The sequence below is a fragment of the Corallococcus sp. AB018 genome (assembly GCF_003986945.1).
GTDB classification, from domain to species: domain Bacteria; phylum Myxococcota; class Myxococcia; order Myxococcales; family Myxococcaceae; genus Corallococcus; species Corallococcus exiguus.
Genome location: NZ_RAWR01000051.1, coordinates 1 through 13,492, shown reverse-complemented (window position 1 = coordinate 13,492; position 13,492 = coordinate 1). Strand labels below are relative to the sequence as shown.

At 68.0% G+C, this 13,492-nt stretch carries 13 protein-coding genes and 1 pseudogene; all 14 read right to left on the bottom strand.

The features are described 5' to 3' along the window. Positions 1-19: 19 nt before the first annotated feature. Entirely contained in the window at positions 20-535 is a 516-nt protein-coding gene (locus D7Y11_RS13400; protein WP_120563250.1) for a gamma carbonic anhydrase family protein, read from the bottom strand. A gap of 36 nt (positions 536-571) precedes the next feature. Then, entirely contained in the window at positions 572-1,957 is a 1,386-nt protein-coding gene (gene miaB, locus D7Y11_RS13395; protein WP_120577618.1) for a tRNA (N6-isopentenyl adenosine(37)-C2)-methylthiotransferase MiaB, read from the bottom strand. Positions 1,958-2,030: 73 nt separating this feature from the next. Continuing rightward, positions 2,031-2,546 (bottom strand): hypothetical protein, encoded by a 516-nt coding sequence (locus tag D7Y11_RS13390; protein WP_126933888.1) that lies wholly within the window; start codon positions 2,544-2,546, stop codon positions 2,031-2,033. Positions 2,547-2,575: 29 nt separating this feature from the next. After that, complete coding sequence (locus D7Y11_RS13385) at positions 2,576-3,973, bottom strand: VWA domain-containing protein (RefSeq protein ID WP_120577616.1); 1,398 nt, start codon at positions 3,971-3,973, stop codon at positions 2,576-2,578. A gap of 6 nt (positions 3,974-3,979) precedes the next feature. Continuing rightward, entirely contained in the window at positions 3,980-5,275 is a 1,296-nt protein-coding gene (locus D7Y11_RS13380) for a class I SAM-dependent RNA methyltransferase (protein WP_126933887.1), read from the bottom strand. A 39-nt stretch (positions 5,276-5,314) separates the two neighbouring features. Further along, entirely contained in the window at positions 5,315-5,707 is a 393-nt protein-coding gene (locus D7Y11_RS13375; RefSeq protein ID WP_120577614.1) for a TIGR02266 family protein, read from the bottom strand. Positions 5,708-5,782: 75 nt separating this feature from the next. Further along, complete coding sequence (locus D7Y11_RS13370) at positions 5,783-6,445, bottom strand: CoA transferase subunit B (RefSeq protein ID WP_126933886.1); 663 nt, start codon at positions 6,443-6,445, stop codon at positions 5,783-5,785. Between the two features lie 3 nt (positions 6,446-6,448). Then, complete coding sequence (locus tag D7Y11_RS13365) at positions 6,449-7,150, bottom strand: CoA transferase subunit A (protein ID WP_120563244.1); 702 nt, start codon at positions 7,148-7,150, stop codon at positions 6,449-6,451. 12 nt (positions 7,151-7,162) lie between these two features. Beyond that, the gene (locus D7Y11_RS13360) at positions 7,163-8,344 is read right to left on the bottom strand and encodes a thiolase family protein (RefSeq protein WP_120577611.1); all 1,182 of its coding nucleotides are present in this window, start codon (positions 8,342-8,344) and stop codon (positions 7,163-7,165) included. Positions 8,345-8,492: 148 nt separating this feature from the next. Beyond that, a complete protein-coding gene (locus tag D7Y11_RS13355; RefSeq protein ID WP_120563302.1) occupies positions 8,493-10,199 on the bottom strand; it encodes a 30S ribosomal protein S1 in 1,707 nt (568 codons plus the stop codon). 271 nt (positions 10,200-10,470) lie between these two features. Further along, the gene (locus tag D7Y11_RS13350; protein ID WP_121753109.1) at positions 10,471-11,616 is read right to left on the bottom strand and encodes an acyl-CoA dehydrogenase family protein; all 1,146 of its coding nucleotides are present in this window, start codon (positions 11,614-11,616) and stop codon (positions 10,471-10,473) included. Between the two features lie 32 nt (positions 11,617-11,648). Further along, a complete protein-coding gene (locus D7Y11_RS13345; RefSeq protein ID WP_120596118.1) occupies positions 11,649-12,110 on the bottom strand; it encodes an AgmX/PglI C-terminal domain-containing protein in 462 nt (153 codons plus the stop codon). A gap of 10 nt (positions 12,111-12,120) precedes the next feature. Continuing rightward, positions 12,121-13,263 carry an acyl-CoA dehydrogenase gene (locus D7Y11_RS13340; RefSeq protein ID WP_120577608.1) on the bottom strand — a complete coding sequence of 381 codons (1,143 nt, stop codon included), beginning with the start codon at positions 13,261-13,263 and terminating at the stop codon, positions 12,121-12,123. Between the two features lie 35 nt (positions 13,264-13,298). After that, positions 13,299-13,492: pseudogene (locus tag D7Y11_RS13335) on the bottom strand (hypothetical protein); the annotation flags it as partial.

Sequence of the window (13,492 nt, the reverse complement as noted above, 5' to 3'; positions counted from 1 at the left end):
CACGCACAACGCGGCCACGTCAGCGGCTGGCGCGGTGTTCGGCGGCGGTGTGCACGTAGTGGAGGGCGGACTGCACCAGGAACTCACGTTCGCCGTCGTGGATGGGGCGCTTCACCTTGCCGGGCGAGCCCACCACCAGCGACCCCGGGGGAATCTTCGTCCCGGGCGTCAGCAGCGTACCGGCGCCGATGATGCAGTCGTCCCCCACCTCCACGCCATCCATCAGGATGGCGCCCATGCCCACCAGCACCCGGTGGCCCACGACGCACCCGTGGAGGATGACCCGGTGGCCCACCGTGCAGTCGTCGCCCACCGTCGTCGAGTCACCCTGGCTGGTGACGTGGATCATGGTGAGGTCCTGGATGTTGGTGCGCTTGCCGATGCGGATGGAGTTCACGTCCCCGCGCAGCACGGAGTTGAACCAGATGGACGAGTCCTCGCCCAGCTCCACATCGCCCACCACCTGGGCGGAGTCCTCGATGAAGCAGCTCGGATGGACGCGGGGGGACACCCCGCGAAACGGCTTCAACGGCATGGGGCTACCTCCGACGGCGGGACAGCGGCGGAAGCGTCAGGCCTCCGCCGGGACATGCAGCGGCACGGGCAACTCCACGGCGGGCGGCGCCACGGTGGGGGCCTGGAGCACCACCAACTGCTTGCCCCCGAGCTGGTTGGGCGTGGCGCGCTCCACGTGCACCTTCACGATGGAGCCCGCGGGAGCATCACCCTCGAAGTTCACCGTGCGGTTCTCCGGCGTGCGGCCGAAGCGCTTGGTGGCGTCGTAGCGCGAGCGCCCTTCCACCAGCACCTCCACGTCCAGGCCCACCTGCGCCTGGGTGTACTCGCCGCTGATGCGCCGCTGCAGCTTCTGCAGCCGCTCCAGCCGGGCCACCTTCACCTCGTGCGGGATGGGACCCCAGTCCTTCTCGCGCAGCGCGGCGCCCGTCTTGGGGCGCGGGCTGTACACGAAGGAGAACTGGTTGTCGTACTTCACCCGTTCGGTGAGCTGCATCGTCATCTCGAACTCTTCCTCGGTCTCCCCGGGGAAGCCCACGATGATGTCCGTGGTGATGGCGATGCCGGGCCGCGCGGCGCGCAGCTTCTCCAGCCGCTCCATGTACTGCTCGACGGTGTAGTCGCGGCGCATCATCTTCAGGATGCGGTCGCTGCCGCACTGCACGGGCAGGTGGAAGTGCGGGGCGATCTTCGGCTGCACGCGGAAGGCTTCGATCAGCTCGTCCGACAGGTCATGCGGATGGCTCGTCGTGAAGCGCACGCGCTCGATGCCCGGCACCTCCGCGGTGCGCAGCAGCAGCTGCGCGAAGCTGATGCCGCCCAGGTACGAGTTGACGTTCTGGCCGATGAGCGTGACTTCGCGCAGGCCCACGCCGGCCAGGTCCGCCACCTCGTTGAGCACCTCCGGGAAGTTGCGGCTCACCTCGCGGCCACGGGTGTGCGGGACGATGCAGAACGAGCAGACGTTGTCGCAGCCCTTCATCACGGTGACGAACTCGGTCACCTTGCCGCGGGACGTCTCCGCGTCGGCGCGCGGGAAGACGTACTCCTCGGAGTCCACGAAGGCCGTCTCCACCACGCGCTCGCGGGCGTCCTGCACGCGGGCGATGACCTCCGGCAGCTTCGCGATGTTGTCCGGGCCGAAGACGAAGTCCAGGTACGGGACCTTCTTGAGCAGCTTGTCCTTCTCCTGCTGGGCCACGCAGCCGCCCACGCCCAGGATGGCGCCCCGGCTGGCCTTCACGGCGCGGTAGCGCCCCAGCGCGGACAGCATCTTGTCCTCGGCCTTCTCCCGGATGGAGCAGGTGTTGAGGATGATGAGGTCCGCGTTGTCCGGCTCCGGCGTGGGGACGTAGGACATCTTCGACAACGCTTCGCTCATGCGGAGCGAGTCGTTGACGTTCATCTGGCAGCCGAAGGTGTGGATGAAGTAGCGCTTCATGGGTGGGCCTTGAAGGAAAACGGGCCGTTATGGAACGCCCGGACGCGGAATGCAACCGGGCGGACACGCCGGGTCATCCCCGGCTGAGCACCTTCGTGAGCCGGGTGTGCAGGGCCACCAGCTCCGCCTCGCGCTCCCGGAGCAGGGCCACCGTCTCCACGCCGTACCGCCGGCCCAGGGCGTCCGTCTCCCGCTCCTGCTTCACCAGTTCGCCCTGGACGCGCTTCTTCACCTCGTCCACCTCCGGCCCGGAGCGGGACTCCAGCTCCGTCAGCTTCGAGCGCAGCCGCTGCACGGTCCACCGCCGCCCGCCAAAGGCCCGGAGGACGGCGCTCCCCCACTCCGCGGCCTTCACGTCCAGGCCGCTGGTCTCCAGCGCCGCCTTCGCCGCGCCGGCCATGGCCTCCGGACCGGCGTCCACCTCCACGTGCGTCAGGAAGGTCTCCTGGTAGCGGACCAGCTGGTCGAGCAGCGCCTTGTCCACCGGCCGGGACGCCATGCGCAGCGTGCGGTCGTCGGCGGCGTCGAAGTCCGGACCGGTCTCCACGTTGGGGACGTCCTGGTAGTCGTCAAAGAAGGACGGGGCCATGGGGGCGCTCCTCGGGTGCGAAAGGGTTTTCAGACGGGGACGAGCTGTTCCGCGATACGGGCCAGGTCCGTCACGGAGGTGACGACCACGGCCTGGGTGCAGTGCTTCTCGTAGGTGAGCATCTCGCTGTCGCCGATGCCCCAGTTGCCCCGGTCCTCGGGGCAGATCCACAGCACGCGCTTGGCCTTGCGCTTCAGGTCCTTCAGGGCCCAGGCGTTGCTCGCGTTGTAGTTGTTGCGGCCGTCGCCAATGATCATCACGGTGGTGCGGCGCGTGATGCTGCCCAGGTGGTCGCGCGTGAAGTCCGCCAGCGCACGGCCGTAGTTGGAGTTGGAGCTCATGGACACGGTGCGCCCGGCGGTCGCCGCGTCGATGGCCTCGCTCACGTCCAGGTCCTTGAAGAACTGGGTGACTTCGCCCACGTCGGACACGAAGACGAACGAGCGCACGCGCACGAACAGCGACTGCATCGTGTGCATGAACAGCAGCATCATGCGGGACGCATTGCGCACGGAGTCGGACACGTCGCAGAGCACCACCAGCTCCGGGCGCTCCGGCCTGCGGGTGCGGAACACGGGCACCATGGGGATGCCGTCCCACGGCATGTTCCGGCGCAGCGTGCGCTGGGCGTGCAGCGACCCGCGACGGTGCGAGCGCTGCTTGCGGATCATCCGGCTCTTGAGCTTCTCCGCCATCGTGCGGACGGCGGCCTCCATCTGGTCCACCTCCGCCTGCGTGAGCAGGTGCAGCGGCTTCTCCGTGACGTTGTCCGTGCGGCGCCGGATGCGAGCCTCGGACTGACGCTTCACCTCCGCGCGAGCGGCGTCTTCAATCTTGCGCATCGCCGCGGCCACGTGGCGCGAGACGATCTCCACGCCCTCGGCATGGAGCCCGCGAGCCTTCAGCTCGTCCTCCATCGACTTGAGATCGGAGCGCGCCCGCTCCATGCCCGCGCCCGCGAGCATCCGCCGCGTAAAGAACCCCGTCTGCAGAGGGCTCTCCAGTTGCCCCAGGTCCAGTTGGAGCGACGCCTGACGGAAGATCTGCGCCAGCCGCGCGCGGTCACCCGCGAGGATGGCCTGCGCGAGCGGGGACATCTCCGGCGCCAGCAGGTTCATCTGGTAGATGACCATCTTCAGCAGGTCGCCTTCCAGGTAGCCCTCTTCCTCCAGCTGCTTCGCCAGCGACTTGTCGATGGCCTCGAACGTGCGGGCCGCGCCGGAGAAGTAGAAGTCGAACGCGCGGCGGAACGTCTCCACGTCCAGCTCGCGCTTCACCAGCGTGGCGCGCAGCACGGAGCGGAACAGGCTCCGGTCCTGGACGCCCACTTCCGCCGTGGCGCGCAGGGCGTCCTGCACCTCGGACGTGCTGACGCGCACGCCGTTCTGGCGGAGGACCTCGGCGAACTCGACGATGCGGGCGTCCATGGCGCGTCAGGCTCCCCGTTCGAAGGACATCACCGCTTCCACGTGGTGCGTCTGCGGGAACATGTCCACCACCTGGAGCGCCACCGGCTTGTAACCGGCCTCCACCAGCCCCGCCGCGTCGCGCGCCAGCGAAGCCGGGTCGCACGCCACGTAGACGACCCGGCGCACGTTCAGCGCGCGCATCCACTTGGCCAGGCCCGGCGCCCCGGCCCGAGGCGGATCCGCGAGGCACAGGTCGAACGAACGCCCCTCCGCCACCAGCCCGTCGCACACCTTGCGCGCGTCGCCCTGGATGAAGCGCACGTTGGCCACCCCACCCTCGCGAGCACTCCGCTGTGCCAGCTCCACGCCCACCGGCGACGACTCCACGCCCAGCACCGACCCGGCCGTGCCCGCCAGCGGGAACGTGAAGTTGCCGTTGCCGGAGTACAGCTCCAGCACGGAGTCCGTCTCCTGCGCGCCCAGCTCGTACAGGGCCGCGGTGACGAGCCCCACGTTGGCCTCCGCGTGCGCCTGCGCGAAAGCATCCGGCCGCAGGTACACCGGCACCTCGGGTCGCAGCGGGGACAGCGAGCGCAGCACCGGCCGGCCGATGAGCCGCGCCGAGCCCTCCTTGGGCACCAGCACCGCGCCCTCCAGCCGCAGCGCGCGCACCGCGGCCTCCGCCGCCTCCAGGTGCCGCGCCGTCACCTGGCCGCTGAGGTTCACCGCGAACGCGGCCTTGTCGCCCTCGGCGAGCAGCAGCACCTCCTCGGTGTCCTTGGCCAGCGGCTTGAGCAGCGGGGCCAGCTTGCCGGGCAGCGCCGTGAGCACGGGCGTGAGCGCGGGGCAGACCTCCACGGGGATACGCTCGTGTGTACGCCGGCCGAAGTAGCCGAGCGCCCCCTTCCCCGCCCCATGCAGCACCGCGCGGCGGCGGTAGCCCCAGTCCCGAGGCGCCACCATCAACGGCCGCACCGTGAAGGCCGTGCGCTTCAAGCGGCCCAGGTGCTCCAGGGTGGAGAGGACGATCTCCTGCTTCGCGGACCGCTGCGCCGGGACGGACAGTTCCAGCCAGTCACAGCCGCCGCACGCGTCGGACAGGACGCAGCGCGACGACACCCGCTCCGCACCGTCCGTCAGCACCTGGCCCAACAGGCCGCGCAGGACCTTGCCCTGGGCCTCCAGGCGCACGCGCACGGTGTCGCCAGGGAAGGCGCCGGGCACGAAGACGGTGCGCCCCTCCCACTGGGCCACGCCTTCGCCCAGCTGGCCCAGCCGTTCAATCGTCAGTTCAATGGGGGATTCGGGCAGCGTCGTCATCGCAGGCGCACTCGAGGGGGCCGCCTGGGTGGGGCCGCCCTACTTCCGGGTCGCACTGCCACGCTCGTCCGCCGGCAGGGCTTCCCGCAGGCGCTCCACGAACGCTTCGATGCGCGACCGCTTCTCGTCGTCAACGTCCAGGAACTCCACCGCCATCCCCGGCACCTCGGAGCCCTGAGTCCCCTGGGCATTGGTGCGGGTCACCTTCCCGGACAGGTCCACCGGGAAGCTGGCGCCCGGCAGCGACACCAACAGGCGCACCACCGTGCCCACCGGCAGCGGCTGCGGCGTGTTGATGTAGAGCCCGCCGCGCGACAGGTTCACCGCCCAGTCCGTCACGAAGCCCGCCACCGTGCGGTACGCCACGGGCAGCTCATGGTCGATGCGGTGCGCGCGAGGCGCGGGGACGGGCTTCTCCGAGGTATCAGCCATGCGGTGCTCCGTTCCCCGGGGAAAGGTGGCTTCCGTCCCACACTGGGAAACGGAAGCGCACCCTAGCACTCCACGTCAGGCCTGGAACTTCATCTCGCGCAGGTCGGGCGCGATCTTCAGCTTCGGCTCGGTGAGCTGCTGCACCCGTTCCACCGTCAGTCCGGGTGCCAGCTCGCGGAGGACCAGTCCCTCCGGTGTCACGTCCATGAACGCATGGTCCGTGACGATGTGGTGCACACACTTGAGGCCCGTCAGCGGCAGCGAGCACTTCTTCAGGATCTTGGGCTGCCCGTCCTTGTTGGCGTGCTCCATGGCCACGTAGATGCGCTTGGCACCCACGGCCAGGTCCATGGCGCCGCCCATGCCCTTCACCATCTTGCCGGGGATCATCCAGTTGGCCAGGTCACCCTCTTCGCTGACCTCCATGGCGCCCAGCACGGCCAGGTCGATGTGGCCGCCGCGGATCATCCCGAAGGACAGCGCGGAGTCGAAGAAGGCGGAGCCCTTCACCACCGTCACCGTCTCCTTGCCCGCGTTGATGAGGTCCGGATCCTCGCTCCCCTCCTCCGGGTAAGGCCCGATGCCGAGCAGGCCGTTCTCCGACTGGAGCACCACCTCCACCCCGTGCGGGATGTAGTTGGGCACGAGCGTGGGGATGCCGATGCCCAGGTTCACGTAGAAGCCGTCCTTCAGCTCCTGGGCGATGCGCTGCGCGATCTGTTCACGAGTCAGGGGCATGGCTCAGGACGCCTTCTTGCGGACGGTCCGCCGCTCGATCCACTTCTGGAGGTTCTGCGCCTGCACGATGCGGTGCACGAAGATGCTCGGGATGTGCACCAGGTCCGGGTCCAGCTCGCCCGGCTGCACGATGTGCTCCGCCTCCACGATGGTGACCTTGGCGGCCATGCACATCATGGGAGTGAAGTTCCGGGCCGTCTTGTGGAACACCAGGTTGCCCCAGGTGTCCGCCTTCCATGCATGGACGATGGCGAAGTCGGCCTTCAGCGGCGTCTCCAGGACATGGAGCCGCCCGTCGATCATCCGCGACTCCTTGCCCTCCGCCACCTGGGTGCCCGCGCCCGTCGGCGTGAAGAACCCGCCGATGCCGCAGCCCCCGGCGCGGATGCGCTCCGCGAGCGTGCCCTGCGGGTTCAGCTCCACCTCCAGCTCCCCGGAGAGGAACTGCCGCTCGAACTCCTTGTTCTCCCCCACGTAGCTGGCGACCATCTTCTTCACCTGCTTGTTCTGCAGGAGGATGCCCAGCCCCAGCTCCGTGGTGCCGCAGTTGTTGGAGATGATGGTGAGGCCCTTCACGTTCTTCTTGTGCAGGGCCGTGATGAGGTTCTCGGGGTTGCCGCACAGCCCGAACCCACCACTCATGAGGGTGATGTTGTCCGGGATGTCGGCGACCGCCTCATCCGCGCTCGCGTAGACCTTGTTCATGCGGTCAGGTCCTCAGCGCTCGACCATCAGCGCGATGCCTTCGCCGCCGCCGATGCAGAGCGACGCCACGCCGCGCTTCTTGTCCTGGTCCTTCATCGTCTGGAGCAGCGTGACGAGCACGCGAGCACCGGACGCGCCAATCGGGTGGCCCAGCACCACCGCGCCGCCGCGCACGTTCACCTTGGCCGGATCCAGGCCGAGGATGCGGTTGTTGGCGATGGCCACCACGGAGAAGGCCTCGTTGATCTCCCAGAGGTCCACGTCCTTGGCCGTCACGTTCTGCTTCGTGAGCAGCGTGTTGATGGCGTCCGCCGGCGCGATGGTGAACTCCACCGGCTTGCGGGCGGCCTGCGCGTAGCCCTTGATGCGGCCCAGGATGGTGCGGCCTTCCGCCTTCGCCTTCTCCTCGCTCATCAGCACCAGCGCCGCGGCGCCGTCGTTGATGGAGGACGCGTTGGCGGCCGTCACGGTGCCGTCCTTCTTGAACACCGGCTTCAGGCCCGGGATCTTGTCCGGCTTGGCGTTCTTGGGGCCCTCGTCCTCGGAGACGGTGGTGAACTCATCCGGCTTCTTTCCCGGAATCTGCACGGGGACGATCTCCGCCGCGAACAGGCCTTCCTTCTGGGCCTGGATGGCGCGGCGCGTGGACTCCAGCGCGAACTCGTCCTGCTGCGCGCGGCTGATGCCCTGCGAGGTGGAGCACTCCTCGGCGCAGTTGCCCATGTGGACGTTGCCGTACACGTCCCAGAGGCCGTCGGAGATCATCGCGTCCTTGAACTCCACGTTGCCCATGCGGGAACCGCCGCGCATCGTGTGGCTGATGTAGGGCGCGTTGGACATGGACTCCATGCCGCCCGCGACGACGACGTCCGCGTCACCCAGGGCGATGGACTGCGCCGCGGCGATGACGGCCTTGAGGCCGGAGCCACAGACCTTGTTCAGCGTGACGGCCGGGACGGACTCCGGGAGGCCCGCGAAGATGGTGGCCTGACGCGCCGGGGCCTGGCCCACGCCCGCCTGCAGGACGCAGCCCATGATGACCTCCTGCACGGCCTCCGGCTTCACGCCCGCGCGCTCCAGCGCCGCCTTGATGGCGATGGCGCCCAGCTGGGGAGCGGTGAGCTTGGACAGCGCTCCCTGGAAGGAGCCGATGGGGGTACGGGCCGCGCCCACGATGACGACTTCACGAGCCATGGAATTGCCTCCTGGAGAGGGAACCGTCTGTAAAAGAGAAAAGCGCCGGAAAGGCACTTATCACGGCCGCTTTCCGCCGAATCAAATGGAAACGGCCGGGCTCCCACTGGGGAACCCGGCCGCTATTCACGTCAAGACGTTGGGCTGATTACTTCTTCAGCTTGGAGGCCATGACGTCGCCCAGGCGGGCCTTGGAACCCTCGGCCTGCTTGCGCAGGTACTCGCGGTAGTCCTCGCCCTCGCCGATGAGCGCCTTGATGGACAGCGCCACCTTGCGGTCCGGGGTGTTGATGTCGATGAGCTTCACCTCGACATCCTGGCCCTCGCTCACCACGTCGCGGGGGTTCTCCACGCGCTCTTCCTTCAGCTCGGAGACGTGGACGAGTCCCTCGATGCCCGGCTCGATCTCCACGAACGCGCCGAAGTCGGTGACCTTGGTGACCTTGCCCTTCACGCGGCTGCCCACGGGCAGGCGCTCGGAGAGGGTCTCCCAGGGATCCGGCTGGAGCTGCTTGATGCCCAGGCTGAAGCGCTCGTTCTCGACGTCGATGTTGAGGACCACCGCCTCGACCTCGTCGCCCTTCTTGAACATCTCGCCCGGGTGCTTGATGCGCTGGGTCCAGGAGATGTCGGACACGTGCACCAGGCCGTCCACGCCCTCCTCGACGCCGACGAACACGCCGAAGTCGGTGACGTTGCGGATCTGGCCCTTGATGACGGAGCCGATCGGGTACTTGTCCTCGAGCAGCGTCCAGGGGTTCTGCTCGATCTGCTTCATGCCCAGCGCGATGCGCTTGGCCTTCGGATCGATGTCGAGGACGACGGCCTCCACCGTCTGGCCGACCTCCAGGATCTTGGACGGGTGCTTGAGGCGCTTGGTCCAGGACATCTCGGACACGTGCACCAGGCCCTCCACGCCCTGCTCGATCTCGATGAACGCGCCGTAGTCGGTGATGGACACGACCTTGCCGGCGACGCGGGTACCGACGGGGTACTTCTCGTCGGCGCGGTGCCACGGGTCCTCCTGGATCTGCTTGAGGCCCAGGCTGACGCGCTCCTGCGCGGGGTCGAACTTGAGGACGACGACGCGCACTTCGTCACCGACGTTGAACATCTCGCTGGGGTGACCGATGCGGCCCCAGGACATGTCGGTGATGTGCAGCAGGCCGTCGATGCCGCCGAGGTCGATGAAGGCGCCGTAGTCCGTGAGGTTCTTGACCACGCCCTTGAGGACCGCACCCTCCTTGAGGTTCTTGAGGGTCTCCTTCTTCATCTCCTCGCGCTGCTTCTCCAGCAGCACGCGGCGAGAGAGGACGATGTTGCCGCGCTTCTTGTTGAACTTGATGACCTTGAACTCGAATTCCTTCGAGATGTACTGGTCAAGGTTGCGCACAGGGCGGATGTCGACCTGGGAGCCGGGCAGGAACGCCTTCACGCCGATGTCGACGGAGAGGCCACCCTTCACGCGACCGACGATGGTGCCCTTGACGATCTCATCACGCTCGCAAGCGGCGGAGATCTCGTCCCAGATGCGCATCTTGTCGGCCTTCTCCTTGGAGAGGACGACCATGCCGGTGTCGTTCTCGCGGCTCTCCAGGAGGACCTCGACGGGGTCACCGGCCTTCACGGTGACTTCGCCGCGGGGGTTGGTGAACTCGGAGATCGGGACCTGACCCTCGGACTTGTAGCCGATGTCCACGATCGCGAAATCCTTCGTCACCTGCACGACCGTGCCCTTGACGATCTCGCCTTCCTTCAGGATTCCGTCGCCGCCACGCTCCTTGAGCGAGGCCTCGAACATCGCCGCGAAGTCTTCGTCACCGCCGTCGATCTGCTGGTTCACGTTCTGCTGCATGAATGGGAAGTCCTTGGAACGGTACAACTGCCCCCTGTTTGAATGGGTGCGCGGCCGCCTGCGGGGAGCGACGGGAGACCGCGGGTGTCCCCTGAATGGGAACGCAAGGCTGGTTGGAAGCCGCGCACCCTAGACACCTGGGTTTACAGGAGTCAAGCGGTGCACCGCCCCAAGTGATGATCCGTGTTCTATGAACGCCCGGCCGCGTCCGCATCTGTCCTACCCGGCCGGTGCCCCCTGCCCGCTCGCCCCAGGTGGGACAAGCGGAGCGTTACCCCTCGCGCCGGAATGTTTCCCGGGCGATGACCATCCGCTGCACCTCGCTGGTGCCCTCGTAGATGGTCTGCACGCGCGCGTCCCGGAAGTAACGCTCGACCGGGAACTCGTCGATGTAACCGTAACCACCGTGCAGCTGCACGGCCTTGTCCGCGACCTTGTTGCTCATCTCGCTGGCGAAGAGCTTCGCCATGGAAGCCTCGCGAGTGAACGGCTGGCCGGCCTCCTTGAGGGCGGCGGCGCGCAGGGTCAGCAGCTCGGCGGCGTCCAGCTGGGTGCGCATGTCCGCCATCATGAAGCGCGGGCCCTGCAGGTCCGCCACGGCCTGGCCAAAGGCCTTGCGGTCCTTGGTGTAGGAGACGGTCGCTTCCAGCGCCGCGCGGCCGGTGCCGCACGCCTGCGCCGCGATGCCAATGCGCCCGCCGTCCAGCGCCATCATGGCCAGGCGGAACCCGTCGCCCTCCTTGCCCAGGAGGTTCTCCGCGGGGACTTCGCAGTCCTCGAAGGTGAGACCCACGGTGTTGGACGCGCGCAGGCCCATCTTGTCCTCGTGCTTGCCCACGTGGAGGCCCTTGGCGCCGCCCTCCACGATGAAGCAGGACAGGCCCTTGTTGCCGGACTGCCCCGTGCGGGCCCACACGACGATGACGCCCGCGTAGGCGCCAGAGGTGATCCACTGCTTGCTGCCGTTGAGCACGTACTTGTCGCCGCGCTTCACGGCGGTGGTGAGCATGGCGCCGGGGTCGGAGCCCGCGTGCGGCTCGCTCAGCGCGAACGCGCCCACGACGGCCTCACCGGAGGTGATGCGCGTGACGAACTTCTCCCGCTGCGCGTCGGTGCCCACCGCGTGGATGAGCTCGCCGCACATGTTGGTGACGGCCATGGCCACGGACACGGAGGCGTCCGCGGCGGCCATCTCCATCATGGCCAGCGCGTAGGACACCACGCCGGCCTCCGCGCCGCCGTACTTGCCCGGCAGGTTCACGCCCAGCAGGCCCACTTCGGCCAGGGCCTTGAAGACTTCCGGGTCGAAGCGCTCTTCGCGGTCGGACGCGCGGGCGTGCGGGGCCACGCGCTCGCGGGCGAACTTGCGAGCGGTGTCACGGATGAGCGTCTGGGTCTCGGTGAGGTCGAAGTTCACGGGCGCGGGCGTCCTTGGGGGGCTCGGAAGCCCTACTCGATGGCCTTGAGGTTGAACGGGTACTCGATGGGGTGGTCGCGGCCGTCCGGGGGCTTGGGGAAGTCCAGGGACGACAGCACCGCCACCACGCAATCGTTGAGGCCCGCGTCCTTCAGCGTGCTGCCGTGCTTGTCGATCTTCGCGCTGCGCACGGCGCCTTCCGCGGTGATGGTGAAGGTGGTCCGCAGCAGGCCCTCCACCTTCTTGTCCTTCTCCACCATGTGGTCCTCGTAGCACTCCTGGATCCGAGGCATGTGGTAGGCGATCACCTGGCGGATGGAGTCCGGGGTGAAGGGCAGCTTGCTGACGTCCAGCCCGTCGTCCTTCTTGGGCGCGGACGTCGTGGCCGGAGCCGGCGTGGCCGCGGCCTTCTTCTTCGAGGTGCCCTGGGCGAGCGCCAGCGGAGACGCCAGGCCCAGGGACAGGAACAGCACGGGGAGGAGCGCGCGTTTCATGGCCGGGGGACTACTCCTTCAGCAGGTTGGCGGAGATGACGATGCGCTGGATCTCGCTCGTCCCCTCGTAGATTTCGGTGATGCGCGCGTCGCGCACGTGGCGCTCGGCGTCCATCTCCTTGCTGTAGCCCATGCCGCCGTGGATCTGCAGGGCCTTGTTGGCCACGCGGCTGGCCATCTCGCTGGCGTAGAGCTTGGCCATGGCGCTCTCCGGGCTGTGACGCACGCCCTTGTCCTTCATCAGCGCCGCGCGCCACACGAGCAGGCGGGCCGCGTCGATCTCCATGGCCATGTCCGCGATCATGAACTGGATGGCCTGGTGGTCGCGGATGGGCTTGCCGAACGTCTTGCGCTCACCCGAGTAGCGCACCGCCTCCTCGAAGGCCGCGCGCGCGATGCCCAGCGCCTGGGACGCGATGCCGATGCGGCCGCCGTCCAGCGTGGACATGGCGACCTTGAAGCCCTCGCCCTCCTTGCCCAGGCGGTACTTCTCCGGGACGCGCATGTCCTCGAAGAACATGGAGCAGGACCAGGCGGCGCTGATGCCCATCTTCTTGTCGGGCTCCGCGCGGGTGAAGCCGGGGGTGTTGGTGGGCACCAGGAACGCGGTGATGCCCTTGTTGCCCGCTTCCCTGTTCGTCATCGTGATGAGGACGATGGCGTCGGCCTTGGGGCCGTTGGTGATCCAGTTCTTGGAGCCGTTGATGATGTACTCGTCGCCCCGCTTCACGGCGACGGTCTTCTGGGCGGCGGCGTCGCTGCCGGCCTCGGGCTCCGTGAGGCCGAAGCAGCCGATCTTCTCACCGCTGGCGAAGGGCTTGAGGAACTGCTCCTTCTGCTCGGGGGTGCCGAACTTGGACACCGGGTCGCAGTAGAGCGAGTTGTTCACGCTCATGATCACGCCGGTGGAGGCGCAGCCGCGCGAAATCTCCTCCATCGCGATGGCGTAGCAGACGTTGTCCAGGCCCGCGCCGCCCCACTCCTCCGGCACCGCGATGCCCAGCAGGGACAGCTCCGCCAGCTTCTTCACCGCGTCCGTGGGCCACGCGTGCTGCTCGTCCCACTTGCGGGCGTTGGGGATGAGCTCCTTGGCGGCGAACTCGCGGCACAGCCGCTGGATCTCGCGCTGGATGTCGGTCAGCTCGAAGTTCATGGTGGACCTCCCATAGTACGGGGTCCGCCCCGGGGCTACTCCGAAGACGCCCCTCCATCGTCGGGGCCGGGGATCCGGGTCCCAAAGAACATCGCCAGTGGCACCGTCACGTCGAAGGACACGTCCGTGCGAGCCCCCGAGTCCGTCCAGGTCCTGCGCACCACCACCGACACCGTCCAGGGTTGGGTGTCCCGGTGCCGTTCAATCAAGTCGTAGGTGGGCCCCACCC

Coding starts and splice junctions, on each gene's coding strand:
- D7Y11_RS13380 (WP_126933887.1), bottom strand. CDS start 5,275: ATGACGACGCTGCCCGAATCCCCCATTGAACTGACGATTGAACGGCTG.
- D7Y11_RS13385 (WP_120577616.1), bottom strand. CDS start 3,973: ATGGACGCCCGCATCGTCGAGTTCGCCGAGGTCCTCCGCCAGAACGGC.
- D7Y11_RS13390 (WP_126933888.1), bottom strand. CDS start 2,546: ATGGCCCCGTCCTTCTTTGACGACTACCAGGACGTCCCCAACGTGGAG.
- D7Y11_RS13375 (WP_120577614.1), bottom strand. CDS start 5,707: ATGGCTGATACCTCGGAGAAGCCCGTCCCCGCGCCTCGCGCGCACCGC.
- D7Y11_RS13400 (WP_120563250.1), bottom strand. CDS start 535: ATGCCGTTGAAGCCGTTTCGCGGGGTGTCCCCCCGCGTCCATCCGAGC.
- D7Y11_RS13365 (WP_120563244.1), bottom strand. CDS start 7,150: ATGAACAAGGTCTACGCGAGCGCGGATGAGGCGGTCGCCGACATCCCG.
- miaB (WP_120577618.1), bottom strand. CDS start 1,957: ATGAAGCGCTACTTCATCCACACCTTCGGCTGCCAGATGAACGTCAAC.
- D7Y11_RS13345 (WP_120596118.1), bottom strand. CDS start 12,110: ATGAAACGCGCGCTCCTCCCCGTGCTGTTCCTGTCCCTGGGCCTGGCG.
- D7Y11_RS13360 (WP_120577611.1), bottom strand. CDS start 8,344: ATGGCTCGTGAAGTCGTCATCGTGGGCGCGGCCCGTACCCCCATCGGC.
- D7Y11_RS13340 (WP_120577608.1), bottom strand. CDS start 13,263: ATGAACTTCGAGCTGACCGACATCCAGCGCGAGATCCAGCGGCTGTGC.
- D7Y11_RS13355 (WP_120563302.1), bottom strand. CDS start 10,199: ATGCAGCAGAACGTGAACCAGCAGATCGACGGCGGTGACGAAGACTTC.
- D7Y11_RS13370 (WP_126933886.1), bottom strand. CDS start 6,445: ATGCCCCTGACTCGTGAACAGATCGCGCAGCGCATCGCCCAGGAGCTG.